We start from the raw sequence: 15,004 nt of genomic DNA, 5'->3' as shown, positions 1-15,004 counted from the left end.
GGGGCTGCTCTTTGCCGAAAGGCGATGTTGAGAAGAAAGACGTCCCTCAAGGATGGTTATTCCATCCACCGGTTTGAAAATTTTTATCCCTTCTTCGTAGGATAGTTCGCTGCGATTTGTAAGCCGTGTAATGGATTCCACTTTCCCTGCTCAACCCATTTGCCAATCACGTTCGGCTACCGGCGCAACCCACGGGTGCGGAGCCGTACGTGAAAAATAAATCGTTGAGAAAAGGAAAGGGAAGTCCCATGCAAGCATTTGCGATGAATAACCGGTCGACATCGAACGCGAAGCCGAATCCGTTTGTTGAGCCCAACCCATGGCAACACTTCGGCTGCGGTCCGAGCGTCAAGCCTCACGCTACATTGATCCATCGTGCAATCGAACTTCAAGCAGCCAGCCGGCCTGAAGCAATCGCGGCCGAATATCAAAGCCAGTCCATCACTTACGGCGAGTTGAACCGCCAGGCCAATCGACTCGCCACGACATTGCTCAAGCAGGGTGTGGGCCCGGGCGATCATGTGGCGCTGTTTGTCGAGCGTTCGATCCCGATGCTGGTGGGCATGCTGGCCGTGCTGAAAACCGGGGCGGCCTATATTCCTCAGCACATCGGCATCACCCCCGCTGCGCAGCTGAGTCATATCATGGCCGTCGCTCAGGTTCGGGTCGTACTGACACTGTCCGAACTGGCGCGGGCGATTCCTCTGACAACGGATCAACAGTGCATCCACCTGGATGAATTCATTCAGGTGGCGAGCGTTGCCAGCGACGACTTGAATAGGTGTGGCGCGACGTCATCGCCGGACTCACTGTGCTTTATCCTGTTCACCTCGGGCACCACCGGACTGCCCAATGGCGTTCGCGTGACGCAACGTAATGTGTGCAATATTTTGCTGACCGAGCCCGGCAATCTGGGTATGCGACCGGGCCTGAAGGTTGGCCAGATCCTCAACATCGCTTTTGATATGGCGGCCTGGGAAGTACTGGGTTGTCTGGCCAACGGAGCGACGCTGTTGATCCGGGGCAAAGACATCGCGCAAACCGCCGAGCGCTGTGACGTGCTGATTGCGACGCCGTCGATTCTCGCTACGCTCGATCCTGCTCGTTGCAGACAGGTAAAAGTGGTTGCTCTGGCTGGCGAGCCCTGCCCACAACCGCTGGCAGATCGCTGGGCGGCGTTTTGCACTTTTTATAATGCCTGTGGGCCGACCGAGACCACCATCGTCAATACCATGCAGCACTATCGCGGCGCGGGTGCGTTGACGATCGGCAAGCCAACGCCCAACAACACCGTTTATGTACTCGACGACGCCGGACAGCTCTGCGCTCCGGGCGAGCAGGGTGAGATGTGGGCGGGCGGTGACTGCGTGACCGCCGGTTATCTGGGAAATCCGCAACTGACCAACGAACGCTATCGGCCCGATCCGTTTCTGGGGCAGGGACGTTTGATGTTCCGCACTCGGGACCTGGGACGCTGGACGGCGGACGGTGAGCTCGAACACCTGGGGCGTGTCGATGATCAGGTCAAGGTCAGGGGTTTTCGGGTGGAACTTGACTCGGTGTCAGCGGCACTGGAGTCCGTGCCGAACTGTGAGCGAGCAGTTACCCTCAAGCTCGACAGTCGCCATCTGGTGGCCTTCGTCTATCCCGCCGTCACAGACGTTGAAGTTGCGCGCAAACGTTGCGAAGAGCGCTTGGCTTATTATTGCGTGCCATCGTTGATTCTTGCTGTGGATCAAATTCCGCTGACCTCCCGAGGCAAGGTCGACAAGCGTTTGTTGCTTGAGTGGGCCGTGGCGCATCAGGCACAACACGCTCGCGCCGAGCAGCAGGTGCAGGCATGAACGGCACGGATTCGACGTTCGTGTTACCGGCCCGGCGCGCATTGTGGCGGCGTTTGGGAACGCTGCCGATGTTCTCGCATTACAACCGTCTGGTGTTGCTGGTGTTCGCCGGCAACATTGCCGCGTTGGTTTACGGTTTGAAAACCGGGCAGTGGTGGACGACTTCAGGCGTCGCTTTGCAAACTCTGTCTGGGTTGGTCGTCGCGAACTTGTCGATGGCGATACTGATTCGTCAGCAGTACGTCATCAATGGCTTGTTCTGGCTGGCGACCCGGGCGCCGACGTCCTGGCCGCTGGCGATTCGCCGGTCATTGGCCAAGGTCTACCATTTTGGTGGTCTGCACAGTGGTGGCGCGATGGCAGCCATTGTGTGGTTTGCGCTGTTGTTCGGCTCGATGATCTGGCTGCAATTCGAAGGGCCGGGCGGCGTTTCGTTGACCTTGATCGGGCTGAGCGGTGGCTTGCTCGGGCTGCTTTTACTGGTGGCGATCATGGCGCTACCGATCATTCGCGCGCGTTTTCACAATGCGTTCGAACGCACCCACCGCTTCGCCGGTTGGGCCGCTCTCGCGATGTTCTGGGCGATGACACTGGTGTTTGTCAGGGATCAACATCCTACGGCTGCGCTAACGGATGTCCTCTCGCAATCTGCCTCGTTCTGGATGCTGTTGCTGGTGACATTCAGCATTACCTTGCCGTGGCTGCGGTTGCGCCAAGTCCCTGTCAGTGTGGTGCCACTTTCCTCACACGCGGTGATAGTCCAGTTCGATCACGACACACCGTTTGCCGGCTCAGCCACCGCTATCAGTCGCAACCCACTGTGGGAATGGCATTCGTTCGCCAATATTCCTACTCCGGGGGAGGAAGGTTTCCGACTGATCATTTCCCGGGCGGGTGACTGGACGGGCGACTTCATTGAGCAGGCGCCGACCCACGTCTGGGTCAAAGGCATTACCACCGCAGGGGTGGCGCACATTGAAACGTTGTTCAAAGCAGTGGTGTATATCGCCACCGGCAGCGGGATTGGCCCGGTGTTGCCGCACTTGTTGGCCAAACAAATACCCATACGCTTGATCTGGTCGACCCGAAGTCCCAGAGCCACTTATGGCGATGCACTGGTGGACGAAATTCTCGCGGCGCAGCCCGATGCATTGATCTGGGACACCGATGTTTCAGGCAAACCCGACCTGGTGAAGTTGGCGTATTGCGCGCTGCAGTCGTTCGGCGCGGAGGCAGTGATTTGCATATCCAATCAGACATTGACGGAACGCGTGGTCGAGGAAATGGAGGCCAGGGGTATCCCTGCCTACGGCGCTATCTGGGATTCCTGACACCGCGTCGATATTTTTCTTAGTGTTACTTAATCCAGGGAAGGCAACGAACATGAACATATCGATCGAAAGACTCGGACGACTTGTGCTGAGCCGGCTCAATCGCCCACGAGCCCGCAATGCCTTGAGTCACCAAATGATGGGTGAACTCCACGATTCCCTGCGAGGCCTGGACAATGATGCGGAAGGCATCCAGGCATTTTTGGAGAAGCGCAAACCACGTTTTGAGCAGATTTAACGTGCTCAACGCATCAGCAAACGCAGTGACCTGAAAGAAACTACAGTTCAAAGGGAATAATCCTACGAGGCGTACGTCTCATAGCACCTTTCCCTATGGCCGATGGCCCTGGAGTCTTTCATGGTAGATCGCAGCTCTCCCAACGCTGCACCACCCGGCGGGCCGCAGCGCCCGCCATTGAGTGCCGCGAGCCTGATATTCCGCCTTGGCGCCATTGCCGTGGTAGTCGCCGCCGTGGCCGGGGCGTTTGCCTACGTTCATGGCACCTTTGACCCACAACGTCTGACGCCCAAAGCGCTGGTCGATTTGCTGGAAAAGAACAACGGCGTGCATCCCGGATTTCGCCGTAATCACGCCAAAGGCGTGTGCGTGATCGGGCATTTCGAGAGCAGTGGCGAGGCGCGAGTGTTTTCCACCGCGCAGGTGTTCAACGACCCGCGTACGCCAGTGGTCGGGCGATTTGCGCTGCCGGCGGGCAATCCTTATGCACCGGACAGCAGCGTGCCGATCCGCAGCCTGGCGCTGCGATTCACTCAGGCCAATGGTCAGCAATGGCGCACCGGGATGAACAGCATGCCGGTGTTCCCGGTTGGCACGCCTGAGGCGTTCTATCAGTTGCAGCAGGCGCAGTCGCCGGATCCGGCCACCGGCAAACCGGATCCGACCAAGGTGCCCGCATTTTTTGCAGCGCACCCGGAAGCCGTGCCGTTTCTGACTTGGGTGAAGACCGCCAAGCCGTCCGCCAGTTACGCCACTGAAACCTATAACAGTGTTAACGCGTTCTATCTGGTGGACGCCAGCGGCAAAAAACAGGCTGTGCGCTGGAGCATGAAACCCCTGGCGCAGGACGCTGCGGGTGCCACCGCGCCTGAGGGTGGGGATTTTCTGGAGAAAGACCTGGTGCGACGTTTGGCCTCCGCGCCTTTGCGTTTTCAGTTGAACATTACCTTGGCCAATGCCGATGACCCGGTGAACGACGCCAGCAAAACCTGGCCCGAGGGGCGCAAGGTTTTGAACGCCGGCACCTTGGTGCTGGAGCGAACCCAACCGCAACTGAGCGGTGAGTGCCGTGACATCAACTACGATCCGTTGGTGCTGCCGGCCGGCATTCAAGGTTCCGACGATCCGTTGCTCGCGGCTCGCTCCGCTGGTTACGCCGATTCCTACCTGCGACGCACCAGCGAAGTCAGCCAGTTGCCCGCCGCCAAACAGGAGGCTCGCCCATGAGCGCTCAACCGACCCATTTCGCGCTGCTGGCGCGGCTGCTGCATTGGCTGATGGCGCTGATGATTATCGCCATGCTGTTTATTGGCGCCGGCATGGTCACTTCGGTTTCCGAGCGCCATGAATGGCTGATCCATCTGCACAAGCCATTGGGTATTGCAATTCTGGCGCTGGTGATCGTGCGTCTGCTGGTGCGATTTTCCACCCGGCAACCACCGCTGCCGGCCGACTTGCCGGATTGGCAGGTGATGGCGGCCAAGGCTTCGCATGTATTGCTGTATGCGCTGATGCTGGTGTTGCCTTTGCTGGGTTGGGCGATGATCAGTGCGTCGGGCGAGCCGGTGATGCTCAGCAGCTCGCTGCAGTTACCGGCAATTGTGCCGGCCGATGCGCAGTTGTTTTCGCTGCTGCGCAAGGCCCATGGGTATCTTGCGTATCTGTTGTTTCTGACGGTGCTGCTGCACCTGGCGGCGGCGCTGTTCCATGGCTGGGTGCGCCGCGACGAGGTGCTCGACAGCATGTTGCGCGGGCGTGATCGTCGTTAGCCGGTCTGAGTGGCGCATTGTGAAGATGCGCCACTTCTCAAAGTCAGGTACCAGTACGCCAGCGCAATGGCATTGATGCCCGCGCCCAGCCAGCACACACCGATCCATCCGGCCCACGCATACATGGCGGTCGAGCCGATTGAGCCCAGTGCGCTGCCGATCGAATAGAACAACATGTAACCGGCGGTGAGGCGGCTTTGTGCTTCCGGGCGCACGCTGTAAATCATGCTTTGGCTGGTGACGTGCACGGCTTGCAAGCCCAGATCCAGGGTGATCACACCGAGCAGCAACGCCCACAGCGAGGATTGAGTGAGGGCGATCGGCAGCCACGAGCCGAGCATCAACAACAGCGATAAACCGCTGACCCACTGGCCAAGACCGCGATCAGCCAAATGCCCGGCACGGGCGGCGGCCAGCGCGCCTGCGGCCCCGGCGAGTCCGAACAATCCGATTTCGCTGTGGGAAAGCGACAGCGGCGGGGCGGCTAGCGGCAGCACCATCGGCGTCCACAGCACCATGGCGCTGGCGAAGGTAAGCAGGGCCAGCATTGCGCGCTGACGCAGTACCGGCTCTTCTCTGAACAGACTGAATACCGAGATGATCAAGGCGCTATAGGTTGTCGTCGGTTGTGGGTTTTCATCTTTGGGCAGCACACGAAACAGCAGCAAAGCCATCAACAACGTCAGCCCCGCCGACAGCAGATAAATTGCCCGCCACCCAGCCAGATCGGCCATTGCGCCTGCGACCGTACGCGCCAGCAATATGCCGACCACGATGCCGCTGGTGACCACGCCAACCACACGCCCGCGCTGTGCCGGGATCGCCAGCGTCGCAGCATAAGCCACTAACACTTGCGTCACCACGGCGAGCAGGCCGGTCAAGGTCATGCCGATCAACAGCCACAGGTTGCTGGGTGCCACTGCGATCATCAACAACGCTGCGGCCGACAATAGCGTCTGCGCGACGATCAATCGTCGTCGGTTGAGCAAATCGCCAAGCGGCACTAGTAGTATCAGACCTACGCCGTAACCGACCTGAGTCAGGGTAATCACGATGCCTATGGTTGCCGGCGACATGGCGAAGGCTTCGGCCATGGCGTCGAGCAGCGGTTGCGCGTAATACACATTGCCCACGGCCAGACCACAGGCAACGGCAAAGAGCAGCACCACGCTGTTGTTGAGTGAATGAGGTTTCATGCCCGGATTCCCTTTTAGGTTGCAAATTAAAACCAGAATCCACAGTAGGTAATCTGGTTTCGTTTTGCAACCTGATCGAGCAAGGCTGTGTATGGCACAAAACAAAAGATCGCAGACAGGCTGCGATCTTTTGCGGATTACCGGGAGCGGGGGATCAACGCAGGGTGTCGACCATGTCGGCAATAGTGGTCAGCACGTCTTTGCCCAATTGCCTGGAGCGTTTGCCCGACCAGCCGGTGTGTGGATCTGGATGGTCGTCGTGATCCTTGAACGGCATTTCCAGGGTCAGCGACAGGCAATCGTACTTCTGGCCGACGCTGTTGCACGCCAGGGTCATGTTGGCTTGGCCCGGTTCGTCGCGGGTGTAGCCGTACTTGGTCTGGAAGTCTTTGGTGGTGTGCTTCAAGTGGCTGCGGAAGTGCTCTTCGAGCTTCTCGATGCGCGGTGTGTAGCCCGGATTGCCTTCACAACCGGCGGTAAATACGTGCGGGATGGTTTCATCGCCATGGGCGTCGAGAAACAGATCGACACCGTATTTTTCCATTTGCTGCTGCACGAAAAGCACTTCAGGGCTGACCTCCTGAGTGGCGTTCTGCCAGGCGCGGTTCAAGTCCTGGCCCATGGCATTGGTGCGCAGGTGACCATGGAAAGCGCCGTCCGGGTTCATGTTTGGAACCAGATAAAGATCGGCGCTGGCGAGCAATTTTTTCATGACCGGATCATCGTGTCTTTCCAGGCGCTCGATCACGCCTTCCATGAACCATTCGGCCATGTGTTCGCCCGGGTGTTGCTGGGCGATGATCCAGACTTTGCGCTGGCCTTCGGCACCTGTGCCTTTGCGCAGCAATTGAATGTCGCGGCCTTCGACGCTCTTGCCGGTAGCCAGCAGTTCGGTGCCGGCTTTGGTCAGGGCCTGCTCGATCAGCCAGTCGTGACGGCCACGGCTGTAGGGTTCGAAGTAGGCGAACCAGGCGTGGGTCTGGGTGGCTTCAAGGGAGAAGCGCAGGCAGTCGCCTTCGAATATCGTCGGCACACGGAACCAGTTGACGTGATCGTAGGAGGCCACTGCCTGATAGCCTGGCCAGCCTTTGCTGTAAGTGGATTGGCTGGCGTTGTTCAGGCGAAACCAGTGCTCCTGGCCGACATGCAAGCCGCTGGCCTTGAAGTGAAACCACTGGAAATGCGCGCTGCGGGTGTCCGGGCGGATGGCCAGAACCGGGTTGAGCGGATTACTGATATCGATGACTTGGATATTGCCGCTGTCGAAGTTGGCGCTGATGTCGAACGAAGATTTGGCCACGGTCATAATCGGTTCCTGAATATGATTTTTATGGCCGTTACTTTACACACAAGACAGGCGTGAAACCGAGGGGAATTGTGGGGTGGAGGCGGGGGCGTCCTCCATGACGCGGATGCAGCTTAGAGTGTATGCGATTGATTCTCAAGTGCTATCTGCTGTTAGTTTTCCCCAATGCAGCCGGGCTTGTCTTGCCAATCGATATTCTTTTGATATTATCCGCGCCATCGAATTTGCAGCATCCAAAGACTTCATTAGCCTGAAGCCATAAGCCCGAAAAACGGGCAAAAAAAGACCCGGCAAAAAGCCGGGTCAAAAACCGTGATTAGCCTGATGAGGAGATAGGCCAGAAGACCGACCTAAGGTCTCTGGTCCATCGACTGATCTCGCGACCAGCTGCATGCAATAATAATCATTATCATTTGCAAGTCAAATGTTTTCATCTGCGCGATTGGAAAATTCTTTCCTTTCTCGCCCTCAGGTTTCTTCGCCATCGAGCGAGTGGTCGACCATCGCCCGCGCCATATCCACCATGTGCACCACCGAAAATGCCAGGTCACGGCTCGCGCCCTGCAGGTTTTCTGCTGCCTTGAACGCGGTGGCTGCCGCGCATCGCAGCAGATCCGAGGCGTGGACCAGGGCTTCTTCGCCGCTGAGATGGCGCCTCACATCGAAGAAACGCTCATCGACCTCGGGCTCTGACACAGCTGGTTTCAAGTAATAGTCCAGTGCTCGTTGTGCCGCGGCGTTGCCTTGTGGCGAGGTGAACGTGGTGTCCATTTGCAGATCGGGCAAGTCTTTGCTGCTGATATTCATGATGACGACCGCTCCTTGTTCAATTGAAAATCCGTGCTTTCAGAATAGTACGAAATGTAGTTGTCACTAATAATTAAATACTACAATTTGTGTTTTGCCGCGCTGAAGGCGTCCGCGTAAGGTGCTGCACATGGATAAATGGATTGAGTTGGTCAAGGCCAAGATGAGTGAACTCAAAATCACTCAAACAGTGCTCGGAGAGCGCGTCGGTATGTCCCAGGGAGGGATCGGTCATTGGCTGAACAAACGTAGGGAACCGGGCATCACTGAAATGAATCGCGTGCTGCAAGCGCTGGGCATGGATTATCTGGAAGTGGTGCTGCTGATCCGCGAGCCGCAAGAGGCGCCGGATGATGAGATGCCGTTGGCGCAGAAGTACAACCCGTACTTCCGTTACCCGGTCAGCGACTGGCGAGCACCGTGCGAAGTGCGCGAAAGCGGGCAGCCCACGTATGTGCCGACAGACAAACAACGCTTCGAACTGACGGATTATCACGCCCGAGGTGCTGCGTTCTGGCTGAAGGTGACGGGTGATTCGATGACCGCACCCAGTGGCACAAGCATTGCTGAAGGCATGCTGATTCTGGTGGATCCGGAAGTGGAGGCAGTGCCTGGCAAACTGGTGATCGCCCAGCGGCCGGAAAGCGATGAGGCGATTTTTCGCAAACTCGACGAAGAGGGCGGCCAGCGCTACCTGGTACCGCTCAATCCGACATGGCCGAAAGCACTGTTTACCGATGAGTGTCGAATTATCGGCGTAGTGGTTCAGGCAACGGCGCGATTCTAATCAGATCGATCCTCGCCAAGCGTAGGATCGATCTTCATTTCATACAGCTTCCAATTCAACCAAAGCGCTGCCTTCGCCAACCATTTCGCCTTCCTGGCAATACAGCGCCTTGATCACGCCGGCGTGTGGTGCGCGGATGCTGTGTTCCATTTTCATGGCTTCCAGCACCACCAGTTGCGCACCCGCCTCGACCGATTGACCTGCTTCGACCAGAACCCGGACGATGCTGCCGTTCATTGGCGCAGTCAGTCCGCCTTGATGACTGTGGCTGGCTTCGACAGCGCTGATCGGGTCGTACGACTCGACACGCCGCAACTCGCCTTCCCACTGCAGATACAGCGAATCGCCCTGACGGATAGCGCGTAAGTCACGACGCACGCCGTCGTGCTCGACAATCAGCGCTTCACCCATCAGTTTCGCGTTGCTACCTGTACTCAACGTCAACGCGCGATCCTGACCCTCGCAACTCAAGTGCAGGGTGATTTCCGGCGGCAGACCCGCGCGCAAACCGCTATTGCGAGCCCACGGCGAACTCGGGTCATCAGCCCGCGCAATGCTCGGCAGGCTCTGTGCAAACGCCTGCGCCGCCACATTCCAGAACGCATCACTCAACTCGGCCGGAGCCGGCAGCAGTTGCTCCTGATAACGCGGAATAAACCCGGTATCCAGTTCCGCCGCCGCGAACGCGGGGTGAGCGATGATCCGCCGGAGAAAATTGATATTGGTTTTCAACCCGCCAATCGCAAACTCATCGAGCATGCTCAACAGCCGTAGGCGCGCCTGCTCACGATCCTCGCCCCAGGCAATGAGCTTGCCGAGCATCGGGTCGTAGAACGGCGAAATCTCGTCACCCTCCGTGACGCCGCTGTCCACCCGCCGCCCTGGGCCGTCAGCGGATTCGCGATACAACGCCAGACTCCCGGCAGCCGGCAGGAAGTCATTCGACGGATCTTCGGCATATAACCGAACTTCAATGGCATGGCCATTGAGCGGCACTTGCTCCTGAGTGATCGGCAACGCTTCACCACGCGCAACGCGGATCTGCCACGCCACCAGATCCAGGCCGGTAATGGCCTCGGTCACAGGGTGCTCAACCTGCAGCCGTGTGTTCATCTCCATAAAGAAGAATTCGCCGCGAGCATCGAGCAGGAATTCCACGGTGCCCGCGCCAACGTAGCCGATCGCCTGCGCCGAACGCACAGCGGCTTCACCCATCGCGCGGCGCAGCTCTGGCGTAAGGCCCGGTGCCGGCGCCTCTTCGACGACTTTCTGATGGCGGCGCTGGATCGAGCAATCACGTTCATTGAGGTAAAGGCAGTTGCCGTGCTGATCGGCAAATACCTGGATTTCCACATGACGTGGCTTGAGCAGGTATTTCTCCACCAGCATCCGCGAATCGCCGAACGACGATTGCGCTTCACGTTGAGCGGAGGCGAGGGCTTCGGCCAGTTGGCTGACCTCCTCGACGACTTTCATGCCTTTGCCGCCACCGCCAGCAGTGGCTTTGAGCAGCACCGGATAACCGATGCGTTCGCAGGCATCGCGGAAGGTGTCGAGGTCTTGCGCTTCGCCGTGATAACCCGGCACCAGCGGCACGCCAGCCGTTTCCATCAGCGCTTTGGCGGCGGATTTGCTGCCCATGGCGTCGATGGCCGAGGCGGGCGGCCCGAGGAAGATCAAACCGGCGGCTTCGACGGCGCGAGCGAATCCGGCGTTCTCGGAAAGAAAACCATAACCCGGATGAATCGCCTGTGCGCCGCTGGCCTTGGCCGCTGCGATCAGTTTGTCGATTTGCAGATAACTGTCGGCCGCTTTGCTGCCGCCCAGATCTACGCGGATATCTGCTTCACGGCTGTGTCGCGCATCACGGTCGGTGGCGCTGTGCACCGCGACGGTGGTCAGGCCCAGGGCCTTGGCGGTGCGCATGACCCGGCAAGCGATTTCGCCACGATTGGCCACCAGCAGGGTGGTGAGAACAGGTGCGCTCATCAACGCGGCTCCTTGGTGGTGGTTGCGGCTTGCCAGTTCGGCGGACGTTTTTGCAAAAAGGCGCGCAAGCCTTCCTGGCCTTCAGGGCTGACGCGGATGCGGGCGATGGCGTTTTCGGTGTAGCGGCGCAGGGCTGGAGTCAGCGCACCGTTGCCGACTTCACGCAACAGATCCTTGCTGGCGCGCATGGCAGCAGGGCTGTTGAGCAGCAGATTATCGATCCATTGCTCGACCTGTTGCTCAAGCTCTGCGTTGGGATAGCTCTCGGACAACAAGCCGATTTCCCGCGCACGTTGTCCACCAAAACGCTCGGCGGTCAGGGCATAGCGGCGTGCTGCGCGCTCGCCAATGGCCTGCACCACAAACGGACTGATCACCGCTGGCGCCAGGCCGATACGCACTTCCGACAGGCAGAACTGCGCATCATCGGCACCAATCGCCATGTCACAGCAACTGATCAGACCCAGCGCGCCACCGAACGCCGCGCCTTGCACCACGGCCAGGGTAGGAATTCTCAGTTTGGCCAGGTTGTACATCAACTCCGCCAGTTCCCGAGCGTCGTCGAGGTTGGTGTGATAATCGAGTTCGGCCGATTGCTGCATCCACGCCAGATCGGCGCCGGCGCTAAAGTGCTTGCCGCGCCCGCGCACCAGCAGGAAACGCAGGCTGGCGTCGCTGGCAACCTTGTCGAGGGCGAGGATCAGCTCGCGGATCATTTCGGCGTTGAAGGCGTTGTTCTTCTCTGCACGGTTGAGCCAAAGAGTCGCAAAACCGCGTGGATCGCTGTGCAGTTCGAGGGTGTTGAAATCGCTCATGAGATTCTCCCGATCACATCCGGAACACGCCGAAGCGGCTCGGTTCGATAGGCGCGTTCAACGACGCGGACAAGGCCAGGGCCAATACATCGCGGGTCTGCGCCGGATCGATGACGCCGTCGTCCCACAGCCGTGCGCTGGAATAGTAGGGGTGACCCTGTTCTTCGTACTGGTCGAGAATCGGCTGCTTTATCTCGGCTTCCTGCTCGGCGCTGAACGCCTGGCCGCTGCGTTCGGCCTGTTCACGCTTGACCTGTACCAGCACGCCCGCCGCTTGTTCGGCGCCCATCACGCCAATGCGCGCGTTCGGCCACATCCACAGGAAGCGCGGATCGTAGGCGCGACCGCACATGCCATAGTTACCCGCGCCAAAGCTGCCGCCGATGATCACGGTAAATTTCGGCACCTTGGCGCACGCCACTGCGGTCACCAGTTTTGCTCCGTGCTTGGCGATACCGCCGGACTCGTATTTCTGGCCGACCATGAAGCCGGTGATGTTTTGCAGAAACAGCAGTGGAATACCGCGCTGGCAAGCCAGTTCGATGAAGTGCGCGCCTTTCTGCGCAGCTTCGGCGAAGAGGATGCCGTTGTTGGCGAGGATGGCGATCGGGTAGCCGTGCAGATGGGCGAAACCGCACACCAGCGTAGTGCCGAACAGTGCTTTGAATTCATCGAACACCGAGCCATCGACCAGTCGCGCAATCACTTCGCGGACATCGAACGGCTGCTTGGCATCGGCCGAGACCACACCGTACAACTCGTCGCTTGCGTAGAGCGGGGCAATCGGCGCGCGTTGTTGCACTTCGCCGAGCTTGCGCCAGTTAAGGTTGGCGACGCTGCGGCGGGCAAGGGCGAGGGCGTGTTCGTCGCTTTCGGCGTAATGGTCGGCCACCCCGGAAATCTTGCAGTGCACATCGGCGCCGCCGAGATCCTCGGCGCTGACCACTTCCCCGGTCGCGGCTTTCACCAGCGGCGGGCCGGCGAGGAAAATCGTTGCCTGGTTGCGCACCATGATCGCTTCATCGGCCATCGCCGGTACATAAGCGCCGCCCGCGGTGCACGAACCCATGACCACGGCGATCTGTGGAATGCCCATCGCGCTCATGTTGGCCTGGTTAAAGAAGATCCGCCCGAAGTGTTCGCGATCCGGGAACACTTCGTCCTGACGCGGCAGATTGGCACCACCCGAATCCACCAGATAAATGCACGGCAAGCGGTTTTGCTGGGCGATGGTTTGCGCGCGCAGGTGTTTCTTCACGGTCAGCGGATAGTACGAGCCGCCTTTCACCGTCGCATCGTTGGCGACGATCATGCATTCGACGCCTTCAACCCGGCCGATCCCGGCGATCACGCCTGCAGCCGGAACGTCTTCGCCATAGACAGCGTGGGCGGCCAACTGGCTGATTTCCAGAAACGGCGAGCCCGGATCGAGCAGGCGGTTGATGCGTTCACGCGGCAGCAGTTTGCCTCGCGAGGTGTGGCGTTCCTGTGCTTTCGCGCCGCCACCCTGTGCGACTTGCGCGAGCAGGGTGTGCAGGGCGTCGACCTGTTTGAGCATCGCTGCGCTGTTGGCGGCGAATTCCGCTGAACGAGGATTGAGCTGAGTGTGCAGAATCATGGGCTACTCCGTAGCAGCTTCAAGTTTCAAGCTACGAGCTGCAAGTTGAGGCGAGAGCGCATGTCTCTTGCCGCTTGACGCTCGCAGCTTGCCGCTGACGAAATTCATTTCGTTTCGTTGAACAGTTCACGACCGATCAACATGCGACGGATCTCACTGGTGCCGGCACCGATTTCGTACAGCTTGGCGTCACGCAGCAGACGACCGGCGGGGAATTCGTTGATGTAACCGTTACCGCCGAGAATCTGGATCGCGTCGAGGGCCATCTGCGTGGCACGTTCGGCTGTGTAAAGGATTACGCCGGCAGCGTCCTTGCGCGTGGTTTCACCGCGCTCGCAGGCCTGGGCCACCGCGTAGAGGTAGGCGCGGCTGGCGTTGAGTTGGGTGTACATGTCGGCGACTTTGCCCTGGATCAGCTGAAACTCGCCGATGCTCTGGCCGAACTGCTTGCGGTCGTGGATGTACGGGACGATCAGATCCATGCACGACTGCATGATCCCGGTCGGGCCGCCGGACAGCACGACGCGTTCGTAATCGAGGCCGCTCATCAGCACTTTCACGCCGCCGTTAAGCACGCCGAGGATGTTCTCTTCCGGCACTTCGACGTCATCGAAGAACAGCTCGCAAGTGTTGGAGCCGCGCATGCCGAGCTTGTCGAACTTGTTGCTGCGGCTGAAGCCTTTCCAGTCGCGCTCGACAATAAATGCAGTGATGCCGTGGGCGCCTTTTTCCAGATCGGTCTTGGCGTAGATCACATAGGTGTTGGCGTCGGGGCCGTTGGTGATCCAGGTTTTGCTGCCGTTGAGGACGTAGCGGTCGCCACGTTTGTCGGCGCGAAGTTTCATTGAAACCACGTCAGAACCGGCGTTCGGCTCGCTCATCGCCAGCGCGCCGACGTGCTCGCCGCTGATCAGCTTCGGCAGGTATTTGGTTTTCTGTTCGTGGTTGCCGTTGCGGTTGATCTGGTTGACGCAGAGATTGGAGTGCGCGCCGTAGGACAACGCCACCGAGGCCGAGCCACGGCTTATTTCTTCCATCGCCACGACGTGCGCCAGATACCCAAGGCCAGCGCCGCCGTACTCTTCCGGCACGGTGATACCGAGCAGGCCCATGTCACCGAATTTGCCCCACATGTCGGCGGGGAACAGGTTATCGCTGTCGATTTGCGCCGCGCGTGGGGCGATCTCTTTAGCGACGAAGGACTGAACCTGATCGCGCAGCATGTCGATGGTTTCACCGAGGGCGAAGTTCAGGGATGGGTAGCTCATGGGTCACCTTTTGGCTTTTTTGTAGGGTGGGGAGGG

13 protein-coding genes are annotated in these 15,004 nt (G+C 59.2%); 6 read left to right on the top strand and 7 right to left on the bottom strand.

Translation table 11 applies throughout. From position 1 onward, the window contains the following. The first annotated feature begins 263 nt into the window (after window positions 1-263). The 5 genes from ACA061_RS16770 (at window position 264) to ACA061_RS16750 (ending at window position 5,182) form a co-directional block, all read left to right on the top strand. Window positions 264-1,844 (top strand): amino acid adenylation domain-containing protein, encoded by a 1,581-nt coding sequence (locus ACA061_RS16770; protein WP_497301954.1) that lies wholly within the window; start codon window positions 264-266, stop codon window positions 1,842-1,844. Continuing rightward, on the top strand, window positions 1,841-3,175 hold the full coding sequence (locus ACA061_RS16765) for an FNR domain-containing protein (protein ID WP_497299662.1): 1,335 nt from the start codon (window positions 1,841-1,843) through the stop codon (window positions 3,173-3,175). Before ACA061_RS16770 ends, ACA061_RS16765 begins: the two co-directional genes overlap by 4 nt. 52 nt (window positions 3,176-3,227) lie before the next feature. After that, window positions 3,228-3,413, top strand: a complete 186-nt coding sequence (locus ACA061_RS16760) for a hypothetical protein (RefSeq protein ID WP_497299661.1) — start codon at window positions 3,228-3,230, stop codon at window positions 3,411-3,413. A gap of 120 nt (window positions 3,414-3,533) precedes the next feature. Next, window positions 3,534-4,640 carry a catalase family peroxidase gene (locus ACA061_RS16755; RefSeq protein ID WP_497299660.1) on the top strand — a complete coding sequence of 369 codons (1,107 nt, stop codon included), beginning with the start codon at window positions 3,534-3,536 and terminating at the stop codon, window positions 4,638-4,640. Beyond that, complete coding sequence (locus ACA061_RS16750; protein WP_150618345.1) at window positions 4,637-5,182, top strand: cytochrome b; 546 nt, start codon at window positions 4,637-4,639, stop codon at window positions 5,180-5,182. Before ACA061_RS16755 ends, ACA061_RS16750 begins: the two co-directional genes overlap by 4 nt. Here ACA061_RS16750 and ACA061_RS16745 read toward each other — a convergent pair. From ACA061_RS16745 to ACA061_RS16735, 3 genes are all read right to left on the bottom strand, one after another. Then, on the bottom strand, window positions 5,179-6,378 hold the full coding sequence (locus ACA061_RS16745; protein ID WP_497299659.1) for an MFS transporter: 1,200 nt from the start codon (window positions 6,376-6,378) through the stop codon (window positions 5,179-5,181). The genes ACA061_RS16750 and ACA061_RS16745 overlap by 4 nt on opposite strands. 154 nt (window positions 6,379-6,532) lie before the next feature. Next, entirely contained in the window at window positions 6,533-7,684 is a 1,152-nt protein-coding gene (locus tag ACA061_RS16740; RefSeq protein ID WP_497299658.1) for a M14 family metallopeptidase, read from the bottom strand. Window positions 7,685-8,152: 468 nt separating this feature from the next. Beyond that, complete coding sequence (locus tag ACA061_RS16735) at window positions 8,153-8,491, bottom strand: DUF6124 family protein (protein ID WP_042559920.1); 339 nt, start codon at window positions 8,489-8,491, stop codon at window positions 8,153-8,155. Between the two features lie 130 nt (window positions 8,492-8,621). On the opposite strand from ACA061_RS16735, the gene ACA061_RS16730 reads away from it, so the two are divergent. Then, complete coding sequence (locus ACA061_RS16730; RefSeq protein WP_497299657.1) at window positions 8,622-9,278, top strand: LexA family protein; 657 nt, start codon at window positions 8,622-8,624, stop codon at window positions 9,276-9,278. 39 nt (window positions 9,279-9,317) lie between these two features. Here ACA061_RS16730 and ACA061_RS16725 read toward each other — a convergent pair whose 3' ends face one another. The 4 genes from ACA061_RS16725 to ACA061_RS16710 all read right to left on the bottom strand — a co-directional run bounded on the left by ACA061_RS16725 (window position 9,318) and on the right by ACA061_RS16710 (window position 14,968). After that, on the bottom strand, window positions 9,318-11,267 hold the full coding sequence (locus ACA061_RS16725) for an acetyl/propionyl/methylcrotonyl-CoA carboxylase subunit alpha (protein ID WP_497299656.1): 1,950 nt from the start codon (window positions 11,265-11,267) through the stop codon (window positions 9,318-9,320). After that, window positions 11,267-12,082, bottom strand: coding sequence for a gamma-carboxygeranoyl-CoA hydratase (locus ACA061_RS16720; protein ID WP_497299655.1), 816 nt, complete (start codon window positions 12,080-12,082; stop codon window positions 11,267-11,269). The genes ACA061_RS16725 and ACA061_RS16720 overlap by 1 nt, the downstream gene beginning before the upstream one ends. Window positions 12,083-12,095: 13 nt before the next feature. Beyond that, on the bottom strand, window positions 12,096-13,700 hold the full coding sequence (locus ACA061_RS16715; RefSeq protein ID WP_497299654.1) for a carboxyl transferase domain-containing protein: 1,605 nt from the start codon (window positions 13,698-13,700) through the stop codon (window positions 12,096-12,098). Between the two features lie 104 nt (window positions 13,701-13,804). Then, window positions 13,805-14,968, bottom strand: a complete 1,164-nt coding sequence (locus ACA061_RS16710; protein ID WP_042559915.1) for an isovaleryl-CoA dehydrogenase — start codon at window positions 14,966-14,968, stop codon at window positions 13,805-13,807. Window positions 14,969-15,004: the final 36 nt, after the last annotated feature.

The sequence above is a fragment of the Pseudomonas sp. LBUM1668 genome, assembly GCF_059695715.1.
Note: the sequence above shows the minus strand (reverse complement) of the source record. Positions and strands in the feature narration are given on the sequence as shown.